This is a genomic window from Gemmatimonadota bacterium, assembly GCA_016719105.1.
Lineage (GTDB): Bacteria > Gemmatimonadota > Gemmatimonadetes > Gemmatimonadales > Gemmatimonadaceae > SCN-70-22.
Genome location: JADKAQ010000002.1, coordinates 41921 through 58890 on the forward strand (window position 1 = coordinate 41921; position 16970 = coordinate 58890).

Sequence of the window (16970 nt, forward strand, 5' to 3'; positions counted from 1 at the left end):
GCGACAACTCCTGGAGGGAGGAGGGGGCCCCGCAACGTCGCGGGGCGGGAGAGTTGGCGCGCGCATGATGTGCGGCGCGCATGAACATGGCAAGGGGGCGCATCGGCACCTTCCGAACTGGCGATTCTTGAGACAAACTCGCCCGCTTGCCGTTTGACCGCATGGGTCACTCGACCCGTACTCTGCACCTGGCCCCGCGCACACGAACAGGACCATGGCCGACGCCCGCACGCTGATTGTCCCGCACGCCGATGTCGAGCGGTTGCTCCCCATGCCGTCCTGCATCGACGTCATGGCCGACGCGCTCGCCGCCACGACGCGCGGCGATGCGCTCCTCCCGCTACGCCAGGTGCTGCGCCTCCATTCAGGTCGCGACGCCTTTGCTGTCATGCCCGCGGTGCTCGGCAATGCCATCGGTGCCAAGGTCATCACCGTCTTCCCGGGGAACGACGCGACGCCGTACGAGTCGCACATGGGGGTCATCCTCTACTTCGACGACACACACGGTCGCCTGCTCGCGATCATCGATGCGAGCTCGGTCACCGCGATCCGTACCGCCGCTGTCTCCGGACTCGCCACGCGCCTCCTCGCCAACACCGACGCGTCACGTCTCGCGATCCTCGGCGCTGGCGTGCAGGCCATGACGCACCTCGACGCCATGCGCGCGGTGCGCGACGTGCGACGCGTCACGCTCTGGAGCCGCGGCGCGCAGCGCTGCGAGAGCTTTGCACGATGGGCGCGCGAACAACGGGGGGTGGAGGTCACCATCTGCGCGACGGCCGAGGCGGCGGTGCGCGATGCCGACATCATCTGCACCGTCACGGCGTCGCGCGAGCCCGTCCTGCAGGGCGAGTGGGTGGCACCCGGGGCACACATCAACGCCGTGGGAGCCTCCATCGCGTCGGCGCGCGAACTGGATACCGATGCCGTGGTGCAGTCGATGCTCTACGTCGATCGCCGTGAGTCGACGATGAACGAAGCGGGCGACTTCCTCATCCCACGCGAGGAGGGGGCGATCGACAACGGGCACATTCGTGGCGAGATCGGCGAGTTGCTGGTGGGGCGGGCGCAGGGCCGCACCAGCCCCGGGGAGCGTACGCTCTTCAAGTCGTTAGGGTTGGCGGTGGAGGATGTGGCAAGCGCGCGCTTCATCCACGAGCGTGCCGTGGCCACCGACACGGGAACGTGGATCGAGCTGGGCGGCCTGCGCCCCGCCACATGACGCTCCCGCCGATCATCCCCATCGACGCCATTACCGCCGCGCGCGAGCGCCTGCGCGGGATGGTGGTGCGCACGCCGCTCGTGCGCCTGTATCACGACGCGCCGCGCCCCGCGATTCACCTCAAGCTGGAGAATCTGCAGCCCATCGGGTCGTTCAAGCTGCGCGGGGCGGGGAACGCCATGCGCGCCCTGCCGCGCGAGGCGTTAGGCGACGGTGTCTGGACCGCCAGTGCCGGGAACATGGCGCAAGGCGTGGCGTGGTGTGCGCGCGAGATGGGGGTCCCGTGCACCGTCGTCGTCCCGGACCACGCTCCCGACACCAAGGTGCGCGCCGTCGAGCGACTCGGCGGGCGCATCGTGCGACGCCCCTTCGACGCCTGGTGGCAGCTCCTCGTCGATCGCGGATCGCCCGAGTTCCCGGGGCGCTTCATTCACCCGGTCTCCGACGCCGAGGTAATGGCGGGGAACGCGACCGTGGCGCTCGAGATCCTCGAGGACGTGCCCGACGTGGCCGCGATCGTCGCCCCCTACGGTGGCGGCGGACTCAGTTGCGGCATTGCATCGGCGATCCGGCAGCTCGCTCCCCACGTGAAGGTGTATGCGGCGGAGGTGGACACCGCGGCACCACTGGCCCCTGCCCTTGCGGCTGGCGAGCTGGTGCCGACCACGTACACCCCATCGTTTGTCGATGGCATCGGCGGACGCACGGTGCTCGCCGAGATGTGGCCGCTGGCGTCGACCCTGCTCACGGGTTCGATCGTCGTCTCGCTCGCCGAGGTCGCCGCGGCGTGGCGCCTGGTGCTCGAGCGCAATCGCGTGCTGGCCGAGGGCGCCGGGGCGGCGGCGGTCGCCGCGGCGCTCACTGCAGCCGCCGGCGACGGCCCGGTTGTCGCGGTCGTCTCAGGAGGCAACATCGATCCCACCGTCGTCGTGAAGCTCCTGACGGGGGAACTCCCATGATCCGACCCGCCATCCGCTGTGCGTCGCGGGCGGCGCTGCTGCCGTTGCTCCTGGCGGTACCCGCCCGGGCGAACGCCCAGGTGAAGACGGCGCTGGTGGATTCGTCGAAGGCGGCGCGAACGGCGACACCAACGGCGCCACGGACCCGCGTCGTCATGCTCGGGACCGGGAACCCCAATGCCGACCCCGAGCGGTCGGGGCCGGCGGTGGCCGTGGTGGTCGACGATCGCGCCTACCTCGTCGATGCAGGACCGGGGGTGGTGCGCCGCGCCGCAGCGGCCGCGCGCAACGGCGTCGCCGCCCTCGTGGCCGATAAGCTCGACGTCGTCTTCCTGTCGCACTTGCACTCCGACCACACCCTCGGCCTGCCGGACCTGATCTTCACGCCATGGGTCCTGGAGCGGGAACGGCCGCTGCGTGTCTTTGGTCCCACCGGCGTGCGGGAGATGACCGACCACCTCGTCTCCGCCTTCAGCGAGGACATCAAGGTGCGCATCGATGGCCGGGAGCATGCCAACCTCACGGGCTACAAGGTGCAGGCCAGTGTGGTGCGCCCCGGAATCGTCTTCAAGGACGAGAAGGTCACGGTGAAGGCCTTCGCGGTTCCGCATGGTGACTGGAAGGAATCGTTCGGATACCGCTTCGAGACCCCTGATCGTGTGATCGTCATCTCCGGCGATACCAAGGCCAGTCGCGCGGTCGTCGACGCTTGCAACGGCTGTGACCTCCTGGTGCACGAGGTCTACTCGACCGAGCGATTCGCGACACGCCCGGGCAAGTGGCAGGAGTACCATCGCAACGCGCACACCTCGACCGTTGAACTCGCGGCGCTCGCCACGCAGGCGCGCGCGAAATCGCTCCTGCTCTACCACCAACTGTACTGGGGGGCCACCGACGCGGATCTGCTCCGCGAGATGCGACAGGCAGGCTATCGCACCCCGGTGACCTCCGCGCGTGATCTCGGCGTCTACTGAGATGTGCTTGACATGGCCGGTGGGGGCGGGCATCCTGCTCGTCCCCACACCATATCCATGGCATCCACGACTCCGCCGGGCATCCGAAGCGTCATCGCCGTCGCCGCTGGCGTCTTCGTCGGCGGCATCGCCACCGTCGGCGTCGAGGCACTCGGCCATATCCTCGTCCCGCCGCCACCGGGGCTCGACGTAAACGATGCCGAGGCGGTGAAGGCGGCCATGCCCACACTGCCGACGGCGCATTTCCTCCCCATCCTCGTCGCCTATCTCATCGGGCCGACGTTAGGCGCGGCGCTCGCGGCGCGCATGGCGCCGTCGCGCGCCCTCGTGCATGCCGGCGTCGTGGGGGCGTTCTTCCTGGTGGGCGGCATCATGAACTTCCGCGCGATTCCGCACCCCACCTGGTTTGTCGCGCTCTCGATCGTCGCCTTCATCGTCGCGCCGTTCCTCGGCTCCCGGATGGTTGGCAAGCGATAGGACGGGGACTCTGCGGTGAAACGGTTCGTCCCTCGCTGCTAGTCGGCGGCCACCCGGAGTAAACCCCCGGCGCGGCGACCCGTGACCTACCGGGTGAACGCAACCCGGATGATCATGCGTACTCGAATCCTCTCGACAGCCGTGCTCGCGATCGTGGGCGTGAACGCCTCGCTCGCGGCGCAGACGACGACTCGCCCCACTCCCGAGCGCGACGAACCGCGCATCATGACGCGGACGCTCCGGTCGGCCATGCCCGACGATCCCGATCGCCCGCGCCTCGGACTCACGCTCGCCGCGGGCGGGGCGATCGACACCCTGGGAATCCTCGTGGATGAGGTCACCGCTGGAGGTCCGGCGGACAAGGCCGGCATCAAGGCGGGCGACCGCATCGTGTCCATCAATGGCGTGAATCTGCGGCTGGCCGCGGCAGACGCCGAAGACGAGGAGATGCGCGGCGTCACGCAGCGCCGCCTCACACGCGAGTTGGCGCGCCGCAAGGCGGGGGACGACGTCGACCTTCGTCTCCTGCGGGACGGCAAGACGATGGCGCTCAAGGTCAAGACGGTCGCGGCCGACGAACTGCGGCCGCGTACGGCGACGTTCGTGCGCAGTGCGCGCGCCAACCTCGATCGCGCCAGCCTCGGCATCGGGCTCGGCAGCACCGGCAGCAAACGCGACACGTTAGGCATCCTGGTCGCCAGCCTGTCGAGCGACGGTCCGGCTGAGAATGCGGGACTGGAGGAAGGCGACCGCCTGGCGTCGATCAACGGCGTCGACCTGCGGGTCGCGCGTGAAGACGTGGGCGATTGGGCCTCGAGCAATGCCAAGGTGCGCCGCCTGGCGCGCGAGCTGGAGAAGGTGAAGGCCGGCGATGAGGTGGAGTTGCGCGTCTATCGCGCCGGGCAGCCGCGCACCGTGAAGGTGAAGACGGCGGCCGCGCGCGACGTGGACCGGAACGGACGGCAGATGTTCATCATCGGTGGCAACGCGAGTGGTGGCGACTTCGGCGTGACCGTGCCGCCACTTCCGCCGCTGCCGCCCGGTGCCCCCATGGCGCCGATGGCTCCACGTCCGCCGATGCCGCCGGACGCGCCGTCGTTCTACTTCTTCGACGGCGACCGCGAAGGAACCGCGACGCTTCGGCTGTCGCCTCGAATGCGCACCGAGGTCCGTGATCGGACGCGGGAGGCAATCGAGCGCGCCCTCGAACTCGCCCCGCGCGCTCGCACGAAGGTGCGGGTCGAGATGGAGGATGGCGACGACGGGGAGGTGATCTCGAGGCCGGGCCCGCTTCCGCCCAAGGGCGTGACTCGGGTGGTGACCGTGCGCAGCGTCTAGCCTTTCTCGCCGAGCGAGGGACAACCTGCTGGGGGAACGTCGAACAGGGCGGCCGATCGAAAGATCGGCCGCCCCTTTCCTTCTCCGAACAAGCGGGTATTGATTAGCACCGGCTCGTCAATAAGTTAGTCTTTACGAAATTACAGACGAGTGGAGGCTAATGTCGGTGCACCCTTGGGAGTCGACCGGAAGGACGCGAGGCGCAGCTGCTCCGCCGCCGTCGTCGTGGTGGCGGTGCCTCGCGCTGTGGGTGCTCGCCACGACGGGGACGGCGACGCGCGCCAGCGCGCAGACTCGTGCGGACGCCCCGGGGGCGACCGTCACCGGGACGATCATCGGGACGGTACGGGAGGCGAACGGAACTCCCGTGCGCGATGCGACGATTCTCCTCGTCGACGTGCCGCGCGAGCCGGTCACCACCGACGGGTTTGGGCGGTACGTCCTGCGAGCCGTCCCGGCCGGGACCCGCCGGTTGTTCGTCAGCGCCTCCGGCCTGGCACCGGCTCGTCGCGCGGTCACCGTCCCGGCGGGCGATACGGCGCACGTCGATATCGCCCTGCAACGCAGCGTGCTCGAACTCGCCGGCGTCACCGTAAGTGCCACCGCCACCGGTCGTGATCCGCTGGCCGTCACGCAACCGGTCACCACCCTTGGCCCGCGCGAGTTGGAGCGCTCGCTCGGGGCGACGCTCACGCAGACGCTCTCCTGGACCGCCGGCGTGACTGCCCGGTCGCAGGGGCCGGCGGCCACGATGCCGGTCATTCGCGGGCTCACGGGCGAGCGCATCGTCGTCCTGCACGACGGGCAGCGGGCGGGCGACCTCGCGGCCAGCGCCCCCGACCACGGTGTGACCATCGATCCGCTGTCGGCGCGGGAAGTCGAGATCGTGCGGGGGCCGGCGGCACTGCTCCACGGGAGCGCCGCGTTAGGCGGTGTGGTGAACGTGCTGTCCGACGACATCGCGCGCACCGTTCCCGCCGGGCGCCTGTCGAGCCTCACGGTGAACGCCCAGAGCGCCAGCGAGGGGGGAGGCGCACTGCTCGACGTGTCGCAACCGTTCGGCCCGTCGACCGTGCTGCGGCTCAAGGCGGGCGGGCGCTCGCATGGCAACCAGGCGCTGGGCGTCGGCGGGGGGCGCGACGTGCTCGACAACACGAGCATGCGCAACCGGCAGGGGGTCGTCTCCCTCACGCACGTTCGTGATGAGGCGCTCGCCGGCGTGGCGCTGCGCCGCTACGACTTCGAGTACGGCTTGCCGTGGCGTACTGCGGCCGCTGATGGCGTGCGCCTGCGTGGGGCGCGCGACGAAGTGAGCGTTCGCGCCGAGCGTGCCGGGCGGGGGGGCTTCACGCGCTTGCGCCTCGATGCGAGCGCGCAGTCGTATGCGCACGACGAGCGTAGCGCCGCCGGCGAGGTCGCGACCGCGCTGGCGGTGCGGTCGCAGCAGGGGCAGCTGCTCGCGCGGACGCGCGCCGCCGGTCCCCTCCGCGATGGTGCGGTCGGCGTGTCGTTCCTCGCCAGGCGCAACGCCGTCACGGGTGCGCAGGCGCTCACCCCGCCCAACGCCAATCGGGCGCTGGCGCTGTTCGCCTTCCAGGAACTCGCGCCGCTCGCCGGCCGGTTTGGGCTGCGCATGCCGCTTGCCCTCCGTGTGGAGCGCGTGTCGTCGGAGAGCGACGTCACGACGCAGTTCGGCGCGGCCGTCGCGCGCCGTTTCACCACGGTGTCGGCGTCGGGCGGGGTGTCGGTCCCACTCTCGCGCGATGCGTCGATCGCCGTGAATGTCGCGCGCGCCACGCGCGTCCCCTCGCCAGAGGAACTCTTCTCGCGCGCAGGTCACGCCGGAACCGGCGCGTTCGAGATCGGCAATCCGTCGTTGGACGTGGAGGTCACGCGCGGCGTGGACGCCGTCGTGCGCGTGGAGCGGCGTGCGCTGCGCGCGCAGGTGGCGCTTTTCTCGTCCGCCGTCCACGGATGGATCGGCCTCTATCCGTCGGGGCGCGACACGGTGATTGCATCGCCGGGGGGCGCGACCAAGGCACTCCCGCTATTCACCATCTCGCAGCGCGAGGCACGATTGCGCGGGGCGGAGGCGAGCGTCGAGGGTACGCTCGCGCGTCGAGTGGTCGCGTCGCTGACGGCCGACCTGCTGCGCGCCTCGGACGATCGCGGCGGGGCGCTCCCCTACATGCCCCCGGCCCGCGTCGGTGGCGGGGCCCGATGGGACGACGGTCGCTGGCAGTTCGGGGCCGCGGTGCGGCGCGTCCTCGCACAGCGACGCGTCACCGACGGCGAGATCCCGACCGATCCCTTCACCGTTGTCGAGGGGCACGCGGGCGTTCGTCTGGTGGTCGGCGCGCAGGTGCATACACTCATGCTGCGGGGCGAGAACCTCGGGGACCGCTTCTATCGGGACGCCACGAGTCGCATCAAGGACTTCGCCCCAGCCGCCGGGCGCAACGTCTCGCTGCTCTATCGCGTGACGTTCTGACGCGCGACGCCCCCCGCCCGTCGGCCCCGCTAGAACTCGATCTGCGTCCCCAACTCGACCACGCGGTTGGCCGGGATGCCGAAGTACTGCGTGGCGGAGCGCGCGTTCCGCGCCATGATGGAGAACAGCTTCTTGCGCCAACGGGCCATGCCGACGCCATTGGCGCAGATCAGGTCTTCTCGGCCCAGGTAGTACGTCGTGTCCATCCGCTTGGTCTTGATCCCCGCCTCCAGCAGGCGGGCGCGGATGTCCTCGACGTTCGGCGTCTCCATGAAACCGTACGCCGCCTTCACGCGATAGATCCCGTGCTGCAACGGCTCCACCGTGAGCCGCTCGTTGCTCGGGACCTCGGGGACTTGCTGGGCCAGGATCGAGAGCAGGATCACCTTCTCGTGCAGCACCTTGTTGTGCTTGAGGTGGTGCAGGAGGACGACCGGCGTCCCTTCCGACTCCGACGTCATGAAGATCGCCGTCCCCGGCACGCGCACCGGGCCGCCGTGACCGATGCTCTCCACGAAGGTCGCGATGGGGAGCGTGCGGTCCAGGAGCTTGGTGCGCAGGAGCACGCGCCCTCGCTTCCACGTCGTCATCAGGACGAAAGGTCATGAGTGCGATCACCAGCGGGACCCATCCGCCGTGCGGGACCTTGAGCAGGTTGGCGCAAAGGAAGGCGAGGTCGATCATCAGGAATGCACACGATGAGCATCCCGGCCTTTCCAGCGACCAGTTCCACGCGTCCGGGCCATTTCGTAGAACAAAATGTTCGTAATCGCCATCGTCCCGGTCACCGCGACGCCGTAGGCGGCGCCTAACGCGGTGGACGACCGGAACGTCGCCACGAGCAGGAGCGTCCCGACGGCCAGCAGGACGTTGATCTCGGGAATATAGATCTGCCCCGCCTCCTGCTTGGAGGTGTGCACGATGGTCACGCGCGGCGTGTAGCCCAACTGCACCGCCTGCTGCGTCAGCGAGAACGCGCCTGAGATCAGCGCCTGCGACGCGACGATCGCCGCCAGTGTGGCGATGACGAGCAGGGGGATCAGGAACCACTGCGGGGCAAGGAGATAGAACGGGTTCTCCACCGCTTTCGGGTCCCGAAGGAGGAGCGCCCCCTGCCCAAAGTAATTGAGCAGGAGCGCCGGGAGGACGAGGGCGAACCACGCGAGGCGGATCGGACGCTTGCGGCCGAAATGCCCCATGTCGGCGTAGAGCGCCTCGGCCCCGGTCACCGCAAGGACGACGGCGCCAAGCACCACGAACGACCGCATGGGGTGATCGACGAAGAACTCCACGGCATGCCACGGGTTCATCGTCCCACAAGACACGCGGCTGGTCCAGGATGCTCGGCGACGCCAAGCGTCGCAATGCGTCAAGAACCAGGTGAGCATGATCAGGCCAAAGACCACGCCCACCTTGGCGGTCCCGTGTTTCTGGAAGAAGAACAGGACGGCGATGATGGCGAGCGTGGCGGGGACGACGAACCGCTCGAACGCCGGCGCGCCGACCTTGAGCCCTTCCATCGCGCCGAGGACCGAGATGGCCGGGGTGATGATTCCGTCGCCGTAGAGGAGCGCCGCGCCGAACAGGCCCAAGGCGATGATGAGCGCGCTTCGCCTTCATGCGCAGCTTTCCTGTTGCGTCCTGCAAGGATCAGCGCGAGCAAGGCAAAGACCCCGCCTTCGCCACGGTTGTCGGCCCGCATGATGAAGACGATGTACTTGACCGCCACGATCAGGAGGAGCGACCAGAGGATCAGCGACAGGACGCCGTACACGTTCTCGGCAGTGGGTCGCAGTCCGTACTCGGGCTTGAAGCACTCCTGCAGGGCGTACAACGGACTCGTCCCGATGTCGCCGTAGACGACTCCGAGCGCGGTCAGGGTGAGGATACCGAGTCGCTTGCCGGTCGGGTTGGACTCGGCGTGGTGCCGCTGCAGCGGCACGCGGGCCTCGGCGGTCATCGTCCCGGTCGCGGTCATCGACGCAAGAGACGGTGTGGCCTGGCTCTTACTGTCGCCCTCCGCGGATGACGCGGGGGCGGATTCTGCGCTCATTGTGGGTGCGTCGACCGCGGCACGAAGCCGGAGACACTGGGGATGGATCGCTCTTCGTCGTCCGCTCGAGTAAGGCGACGAAAAAACGGGTCACGGCAGTCACCGCGACCCGTCGTCCAATCTAGTGTCGGTCGTCCCAGTTTCCAGCGTGAATGTCACCGCTGGCCGAGGCGCGACCTAGACCCTTGTGCCGCCGACGATCTCGTCGATCTCCCGCGCGGCCCGCTCGAGAATCTCGCGCACCTTGGCGACCTTCTCCTTGTCACGGAAGTAGCGCGAAGCGGAGGCGTAGGTCGCCTTGCCGACCGTCCCCATGGCCCGGTTGATCTCGACCATGCCATCGCTCAGGAACGACGCGCCCAGCTCGGCGATGCGCTCGAAGATGTCATCGACCGCGGACCGATTCTCTTCCAGGTAGCGGCGCCCTTCGTCGGTGATGGTGTAGATCTTCTTCCCCCCTTCCTCGGGGGTGACCGTGGCGTAGCCCAGATCCTCCAGCAGAGAGAGGGTGGGATACACGGTCCCCGCACTCGGGGCGTATGCGCCGGCGAATCGCTCCTCGAGCTCCTTGATGACCTCGTAGCCGTGGCGGGGCTTCTCGGCCAGGAGCTGCAGGATGACGTACTTCAGGTCCCCCTGCTCGAAGATCCGGCCGCCGCGCGGTCCACCGCGCTTGCGTCCACCGGAGCCCCCCCAGACGAAGCCGTACACGTCGGGTCCGAAGCTCCAACGCCCGCGGGACGAGCCCGGGGGATCACACGGTCCGCAATCGAAAAACATGGTTCCTCCGATATATCGTGACGATGTATCGTAAGATATATCGTCACCTCCGATATATCGCAAGATGTATCGCCCGGGGAGATCGAAAAGGGGGAGGCAGCCTCGCGGCGCCTCCCCCCGCTCATGCCACGCGAGCGCGGCTACTCGTAGCGCAGCGCGCTGATCGGGTCGAGCTTCGCGGCACGTCTCGCTGGCCACACGCCGAACACGATCCCGACCAGCGCGGAGAAGCCGAAGGCGAGCATGATCGACTGCGTCGAGATCTGCGTGTTCCACTGGAACGCGCTGCTCAACCAGGTCGCCGCGCCCCCACCCAGCAGGATGCCGATGAAGCCCCCCATCAGGCACAGCACGACGGCCTCGATGAGGAACTGGAACAGGATGTTGAACCGGGTCGCGCCTAACGCCTTGCGCACGCCGATCTCGCGCGTGCGTTCGGTGACCGACACGAGCATGATGTTCATGATCCCGATGCCACCCACCACCAGCGACACGGCGGCGATCCCGGCCAGCAGGTAGGTGAAGACGACGGTCGTCTCGGCAAACGTCGAGAGGAAGTCGGACTGGTTGCGGATGCTGAAGTCGTCCGGGCGCCCCTGCCGCAGCTTGTGCTCGCGGCGCAGGATCTTCTGGATCTCGGCCATCGTCTCGGGGATCTGTTCCTCGCTCTTGGCGAGGACCGAGACGGAGCGGATGCGATCGCTCCCGATGACGCGAAAGCGCGCCGTGTTGAGCGGGATGAGGATCTGGTCGTCGGGGTTCATCCACGGCTGCGACTGCCCCTTGGACTTGAGGACGCCGATGACGGTGAACTGGATGCCGCGAATGCGGATCGGCTCGTCGAGGATGGCGAAGGGCGACTCGAGCCCCATGTTCTTCACGACTTCCGGGCCGACCACGGCGAGACGCGCCTTGGCGTTGTCTTCCTGCGAGCTGAACATGCGCCCGGCCTGCAGCTCGTACTTGCGGACCGTCAGATAGTTGGCCGTTGTGCCGGTGATGCTGGTGTTCGTGTTCTTGTTCATGTACTGCACCTGCATGTTCCGCGACATCTCCGGCTGCACGGCGAGGAACAGGGTGCCACGCTCCTCGAGGGCAGTCGCGTCCTTCATCACGAGCTTGGCGCGATCGTCCATCGACGAAATGCCGCCGCGGCCGAACATCTGCCCCGGCGACACGGTGAGGAGCGTCGTCCCCAACGCCGTGATACGGTCCTTCACCGCCTGCTGGGCCCCGGTGCCGAGGGCGATCATGGCGATGACCGACCCGACGCCGATGACGATCCCCAGCATGGTGAGGAGCGACCGGAGCTTGTTGGCGCGCAGGGCGCCTAACGCGACACGAAAGATTTCGCCGATGAGCATGGATGGCTTCCCGGTTACTGCTTGGGCGCGCTACCGCCGGTGGACCCACTCCCCGACTTCTCCTGCGTCTTCTGCATCCCGGGCATGCCGCCGCCGGTCATCTGGCGGAAGCGGGCGTTGCTCGAGTCGCGCGCGACCTGGATCGCGGCGGCGCCGAGGAGGGCGACCTCATCGCCTTCCTTGAGGCCGGAGAGGACCTCGGTGTAGTCGAAGTTGCCGAGCCCCAGGCGCACCACGCGCGCCTCGAAGCCGGCATTCCCCTTCACGAAGACGACGCCCGGACGCGAGCGCGTGCGCATGGGGAACTCGCCCTGCGGCTGGGGGACGGCTGCCCCGGCCTGCGCGCTCCGCCCTCCCCCCTGTGCCGCGCGTGCGGCTCCACCGGGCGCGTTTGCCGGCGCCTCGCCTGACGCGCGCGGCGTGCCCGACTCGCGGGCCGCCGATGGCCCCGCGCCCTGGGGGGCGTTGGCGGCGCCACCGCTGGTGCGCATCTGGCAGGCGCGCGCGACCTGTGCATCCACGCCTAACGCGGCATACAATCGCTGCGATTCGGTGCGCAGGGCGGCGAAGTCGATCTCACCGCTCTGCATCTTCTGCCGCAGCCCGGCGAGCTGCTGCGCCAGGTCGGGCTTGGCCTTCATGGCGTCCGACACCTTCTTGCAGTCGGCGTCGGTGACCTCGGGGAGCTGCGGACGTCCTTGCTGCGGTGCGAGGTCGACCTCGCCGGGCATCATGCGGCGCATCTCGCGCGGGATCTGCGTACGCTGGCTGCCGCCGGCATCGCCGCGCCCCATGCCACCCATCCCACCCATCGAGGCGAGCTGCGCCTGGATCTGCGCGCTCACCGAGTCCTGGTCGAGGCCCAGCTGGTTGGCGAGCATCGGCGCTTCGCGCACCGTGCGCACGGCATCGTTGGGGACCGCGACGACGTTCTCCCGACGGTCGACCAGCACCGACGCCTCACCGTTCATCCCGGGCTTGAGCAGCCCCTCGGCGTTGTTGAGGTTGATGAGCACCGGGAACATCGTCACGCTCTGCTGCACGACGGCCTGCGGCTCGATCTTCTCGACGGTCCCCTTGAACGGGCGGTCGGGATATGCGTCGACCGTGACGGTCGCCTGCTGCCCCGGCTGCACGCTCCCGATGTCGGTCTCGTTGAAGAGGGCGCGCATGCGGACCTTGCTCAGGTCTGCCATCTTGAGGAGCGTCGTCCCGCCGCCGAAGGCGCTGGTGGCCGACGTGATCACCTGGCCGAGCGAGACGGTCTTTTCGATGATCGTCCCGACAACAGGGGCGCGCACCGTCGCGTCCTCGAGGCGCTGCTTGGCGAGGTCGAGCGAGGTCCGGGCGCGAATCACCGCCGCTTGCGCGTTGGCGTAGTCGAGGCGCGCCGTCTCGTTCTCCTGCGCGGTGATGATGCGCTGCTGGAACAGGTCGTCGGAGCGCTTCTTCTGCGCTTCGGAGACCTGCAGCCTGGCCTCGGCCGCGTTGAGATCCGCGTCGGCCTGATCGTACTGGTTCTGCACATCGCGCGTGTCGAGCTGCACGAGGAGTTCGCCGGTCGAGACCTGCGACCCGGTTTCCACCGTCATCTTCGTGATCTGTCCCGACGACTTGGACTTGACCTCGACGACGTTGATCGGTTCGACCGCTCCCGAGGCGGTGGCGTCGAGGACGATGGTGCGGAGGCCGACGGTGGCCGTGGTGATGGCCAGCTTCTGCTCCACCTTCTTCGCGCAGGCCGCCGAGGCGATCACCGCGAGCAGCACAAGGGACGAACGTTTCACCAGAATTCTCTCGTTGGGGGCGTCCACTTCGAGCGTTGGACGTGCGTGGAAGGCGGGTGTTAGCGAGGCGGGGCGATGGGCAGCGCTACGAACGGCTACGGCAGGTCGCGGCCGACGATCGCCTCGATCTGTGCCTTGGCGAGGCGGGCGTCGTAGCGCGCCTGAATAAGGGCGAACCGGGCGGAGTTGAGCTGTGACTGCGAGGTGAGAATGTCGAGCAGGGTGGACGAACCCAAGGCATAACGCTGGCTCTGGACCCGAAGATCCTCCTCCGCCGCGGTAACTGACGCGATCTGGATCGCCGCGCGTTCCTGCGCCAGCCCGAGCGACCCGATGAGCTGCGTGAGCTGCTGCCGGGCGGTGAGGCGCGCATCGCGAAGCTGGGCTTCGGCATTGCGCTCGGCGACGCTGGTGCGGGTGACGTTTTCCTCTCGCGTGAACCCGTTGAAGACCGGATAGGAGAGCTGAAAGCGGAGCGCGTTGGAGCGCGCATACTCTCCGCCGGTGATATCGAACGACTTGTCGGTGCGGCTCCCCGAGAGGTTGTACGAGACGCTCAGCGTCGGGAGGTACGGCGTCTTGGCGGCGCGGCGCGAGGCGCCGGCGGCGGCCAGTTCGGCCTTGGCTTGCAGGACGGAGGGCGCCCCCTCCAAGGCATTCGCCAGTTCGGCCGAGTCGATCGACACACGCGGCATCTCGCCGGAGGCGACCTCCGCCGCGGTGACCTCGAACGTTGTCCCCACAAGGCGCGTGAGGTTGGCGTTGGCCACCCGCAGCGTGTTCTCGGCGGTCAGGACGGCGAGACGCGCGTTGCCGACCTGAATGATGGATCGAAGCGAGTCGGAGACCGTGGCGGCGCCGGCCCGCACGCGCGCCGTGGCCGACTTGAGCTGCTCGGTACTCTGGGCGAGTTGCGCTTCCGCCGCCGCCCGGGACTCACGGGCCGCGAGCACATTGAAGTACTGCTGCTTCACATCGAGGGCCACACGGAACTGCTGCAGTCGTTCGTTGGACTCGGCGGCGGTGAGGTTGGCGCGGGCGCTTCGCAGGTTGAACAGTCGGCGTCCGCCGTCGAAGAGTTCCAGGCTGGAGTTGAGGCCGCGACTGAAGTTCCACGGGTCGCCGCGGAACGGGACGAGTTGGCCCTGGAAGAAGGTCTCGCCGCCCTGCTTGTTGCTTCCGTAGCTCAGGGAGAGCGACGGAAGGTAGCTGCCGTAGACGGAGCGAATCGCCGCGTCGGACGTTCGGATCTGGCCGCGCGCCTGAATGGCTGCCGGGGCGTTCTGCTGGGCGAGCTTCACCGCCTCTTCCAGCGAAACAGGTCGGGCGCCGCCACTGGCGACGCCCTGGGCCCCGAGACTCAATGGAGTCAGGAGGACAACTGCGAAAAGCCTGCGTATCATTTCACTCGTCTCGATTCGTGCGCGTTGAGTCGTTCAGCTCTTCGATGAGCGCCTGGAACTCCCGTTTTTGTTCCTCGGTGAGGACTCGGCGGATCTGTTCGCGGGCATTTTCCTTGATGGCATCGACCTGCGGGCGAATCGGTTCGGTGAGGGCGCGATACTGCCGGCTGCGGTCATCGAGGATCGAATCGACGGTGTGCTGCTGGTCGCTGGAGAGGCGCAGGCGCTCGGAGAGCGTGGCGAGCAGGTTGGTGGAACCGTTGCCACTCGTGCACACCTGGTCACGCTTCATGTAGCCGTTGGCCGTGAAGCCCAGCACCCCTCCCGTGAGGAAGGCGCCGAGGAGGAACATCAGGGCCAGGTTCTTGGAGTCCTTCATGTCGGCGCGGCTCAGTCGTGCCGGATGAGGTAGCGCAGCGTCGCCTCGCGCTCGGCGCTGCGTTCACTGCGATCGGACTCGGTCAGGAGCGGAATCTCGTTCTGCGCGCCCATGAGCTCCTCGAACGCCATGCGTTGCTGCGTGGTGCGCGTGTGCCACGAGGCAAGGGCGGCGACCAGGGCGGCGGCGGCGGCGGCAGACACGCCGAGACGCACCCAGCCCGGGAAGTACGACCACCACTCCCGCGCGCGCTCTGCTGCCACCGCCTGCATGATGCGGCGTTCCAGCGTGTTCCAGTACGAATCGTCGGTGGGGGCTGCATACAGCTGGCGTAGCGCCCCGGCGACGTCCTCGTCGCGCGAATCGTCGTCCTGCCTCTCGCGGTTGTCACCGCGCACGATGGTCATAGCTGACTCCGAATTTCGCCGAGCGCCTGGCGAAGCCTGGCGCGGGCATGATGAAGGTCGGAACGGGCCGTTCCCTCGGGAATGCCCAGCATCCGGCCGATCTCTGCGTGCTTGTAGCCTTCCAGGTCGTGCAAGACGATCACGCTGCGCTGGCGATCGCCTAACGTCTCGAGCGCCGTGGAGAGGCGTCGCCGGAGCTCGTCGGACTCCGCCGGGTCGCGGAACGGCGAGGCGATCGTGTCGGCCAGCGAGTCAGCATCGCGCACCTTGCGGCGGCGGGTGATGTCGAGCGCCGCGTTGGCCACGATCCGGTGCAGCCAGGCCCCGAAGGCCTGGTCTGGCAGGAAGCGGTGCAGCGCCCGGTAGGCGTGCAGGAATCCTTCCTGGACCGCGTCCTCCGCGTCCTCGTGCGTGATGACGATCGACCGCGCGACCGCGTACGCGCGCCGTTGGTGCAGGCGCACGAGCGCAGCGAAGGACTCGTTCTCCCCTCGCTGCGCGGCCACGACCAGCAGGTGCTCCCGCTCGCGATCAGTCCGTTCGGCGTCGGACATGATCCGGCGGGACGGGATGCTCACGGTGGGGCCGAGCGGGGTCGGGATGAACGCAGTCGTCACAGTCTCTCAGCGTAGTGTCGTCTCCCGTAGAACGCGTCGCGTCGATGCAGTGTTGAGCCGGGGCGCTTCAGGCTGTCGCCGGAGTCCCCGCCAGTCCCAGGTCGGCCGCCTTGGCCTGCATGGCGCCGATGACGAACTGGATGTGCGCCTCGAGTTCGACGCCCAGTTCGGCCGCTCCGTTAATGACATCGTCGCGACTCACGCCCCGGGCGAAGCCCTTGTCCTTCATCTTCTTCAGCACCGACCGGGCATCGACGTCGTGGACGCTCTTGCTCGGCTTGACCAGCGCGGTGGCGGTGATGAGTCCCGTGAGCTCGTCGACGGCAAAGAGTGCCTTGGCCATGCGAGTTTCCCGGGCGACGCCCGAATAGTGGGCGTGCCCAAGGATCGCCTGCAGCACGTCTTCGGGATAGCCGCGCGAGCGCAGGAGGCGCACCCCCTCGGCCGGGTGCTCGGCGTCGGCCAGATGCTCGGCGTTGGGCCAGCGTTCGTAGTCGAAGTCGTGCATCAGCCCGGCCAGTCCCCAGCGTTCCACATCTTCGCCCCACGCGGTGGCGTAGGCCCGCATCGCGGCTTCGACCGAGTACATGTGCTTCCGGAGCGACTCGCTGGGGGTGAATTCGTGCATCAGGGCGAGCGCGTCGTCGCGCGTGGGGAGCGTCATGGGGAGACGGAAGGGGGAGACGGCTGGGCCCGAAGGGCCCCGTGGAGTGGGGACC

Annotated in this window: 14 protein-coding genes and 1 pseudogene; 6 read left to right on the forward strand and 9 right to left on the reverse strand. The window is 68.4% G+C overall.

Annotation, left to right across the window (positions count from 1 at the left end; all coding sequences use genetic code 11):
* The first annotated feature begins 214 nt into the window (after nt 1-214).
* The 6 genes from IPN47_03855 (at nt 215) to IPN47_03880 (ending at nt 7461) form a co-directional block, all read left to right on the forward strand.
* Complete coding sequence (locus IPN47_03855) at nt 215-1222, forward strand: ornithine cyclodeaminase family protein (protein MBK9407181.1); 1008 nt, start codon at nt 215-217, stop codon at nt 1220-1222.
* Nucleotides 1219-2181, forward strand: coding sequence for a pyridoxal-phosphate dependent enzyme (locus IPN47_03860; GenBank protein ID MBK9407182.1), 963 nt, complete (start codon nt 1219-1221; stop codon nt 2179-2181). The genes IPN47_03855 and IPN47_03860 overlap by 4 nt, the downstream gene beginning before the upstream one ends.
* Before the next feature lie 155 nt (nt 2182-2336).
* On the forward strand, nt 2337-3155 hold the full coding sequence (locus IPN47_03865) for an MBL fold metallo-hydrolase (protein ID MBK9407183.1): 819 nt from the start codon (nt 2337-2339) through the stop codon (nt 3153-3155).
* A gap of 57 nt (nt 3156-3212) precedes the next feature.
* On the forward strand, nt 3213-3632 hold the full coding sequence (locus tag IPN47_03870) for a hypothetical protein (protein MBK9407184.1): 420 nt from the start codon (nt 3213-3215) through the stop codon (nt 3630-3632).
* 114 nt (nt 3633-3746) lie between these two features.
* Nucleotides 3747-4970 carry a PDZ domain-containing protein gene (locus tag IPN47_03875; GenBank protein MBK9407185.1) on the forward strand — a complete coding sequence of 408 codons (1224 nt, stop codon included), beginning with the start codon at nt 3747-3749 and terminating at the stop codon, nt 4968-4970.
* A gap of 250 nt (nt 4971-5220) precedes the next feature.
* On the forward strand, nt 5221-7461 hold the full coding sequence (locus IPN47_03880) for a TonB-dependent receptor (GenBank protein MBK9407186.1): 2241 nt from the start codon (nt 5221-5223) through the stop codon (nt 7459-7461).
* Nucleotides 7462-7490: 29 nt separating this feature from the next.
* Here IPN47_03880 and IPN47_03885 read toward each other — a convergent pair.
* The 9 genes and pseudogenes from IPN47_03885 to IPN47_03925 form a co-directional block, all read right to left on the reverse strand.
* Nucleotides 7491-9421, reverse strand: a pseudogene (locus IPN47_03885) (potassium transporter Kup).
* Between the two features lie 270 nt (nt 9422-9691).
* A complete protein-coding gene (locus tag IPN47_03890) occupies nt 9692-10225 on the reverse strand; it encodes a PadR family transcriptional regulator (GenBank protein MBK9407187.1) in 534 nt (177 codons plus the stop codon).
* 209 nt (nt 10226-10434) lie between these two features.
* Complete coding sequence (locus tag IPN47_03895; protein ID MBK9407188.1) at nt 10435-11652, reverse strand: ABC transporter permease; 1218 nt, start codon at nt 11650-11652, stop codon at nt 10435-10437.
* 20 nt (nt 11653-11672) lie between these two features.
* The gene (locus IPN47_03900; GenBank protein ID MBK9407189.1) at nt 11673-13445 is read right to left on the reverse strand and encodes an efflux RND transporter periplasmic adaptor subunit; all 1773 of its coding nucleotides are present in this window, start codon (nt 13443-13445) and stop codon (nt 11673-11675) included.
* Nucleotides 13446-13540: 95 nt separating this feature from the next.
* Nucleotides 13541-14809 carry a TolC family protein gene (locus IPN47_03905; protein MBK9407190.1) on the reverse strand — a complete coding sequence of 423 codons (1269 nt, stop codon included), beginning with the start codon at nt 14807-14809 and terminating at the stop codon, nt 13541-13543.
* Nucleotides 14810-14849: 40 nt separating this feature from the next.
* Nucleotides 14850-15227 carry a hypothetical protein gene (locus IPN47_03910; protein ID MBK9407191.1) on the reverse strand — a complete coding sequence of 126 codons (378 nt, stop codon included), beginning with the start codon at nt 15225-15227 and terminating at the stop codon, nt 14850-14852.
* Between the two features lie 11 nt (nt 15228-15238).
* Nucleotides 15239-15634, reverse strand: a complete 396-nt coding sequence (locus IPN47_03915; GenBank protein ID MBK9407192.1) for a hypothetical protein — start codon at nt 15632-15634, stop codon at nt 15239-15241.
* Entirely contained in the window at nt 15631-16251 is a 621-nt protein-coding gene (locus tag IPN47_03920) for a sigma-70 family RNA polymerase sigma factor (protein ID MBK9407193.1), read from the reverse strand. The genes IPN47_03915 and IPN47_03920 overlap by 4 nt, the downstream gene beginning before the upstream one ends.
* 67 nt (nt 16252-16318) lie before the next feature.
* Nucleotides 16319-16915, reverse strand: a complete 597-nt coding sequence (locus IPN47_03925; GenBank protein MBK9407194.1) for an HDIG domain-containing protein — start codon at nt 16913-16915, stop codon at nt 16319-16321.
* Nucleotides 16916-16970: the final 55 nt, after the last annotated feature.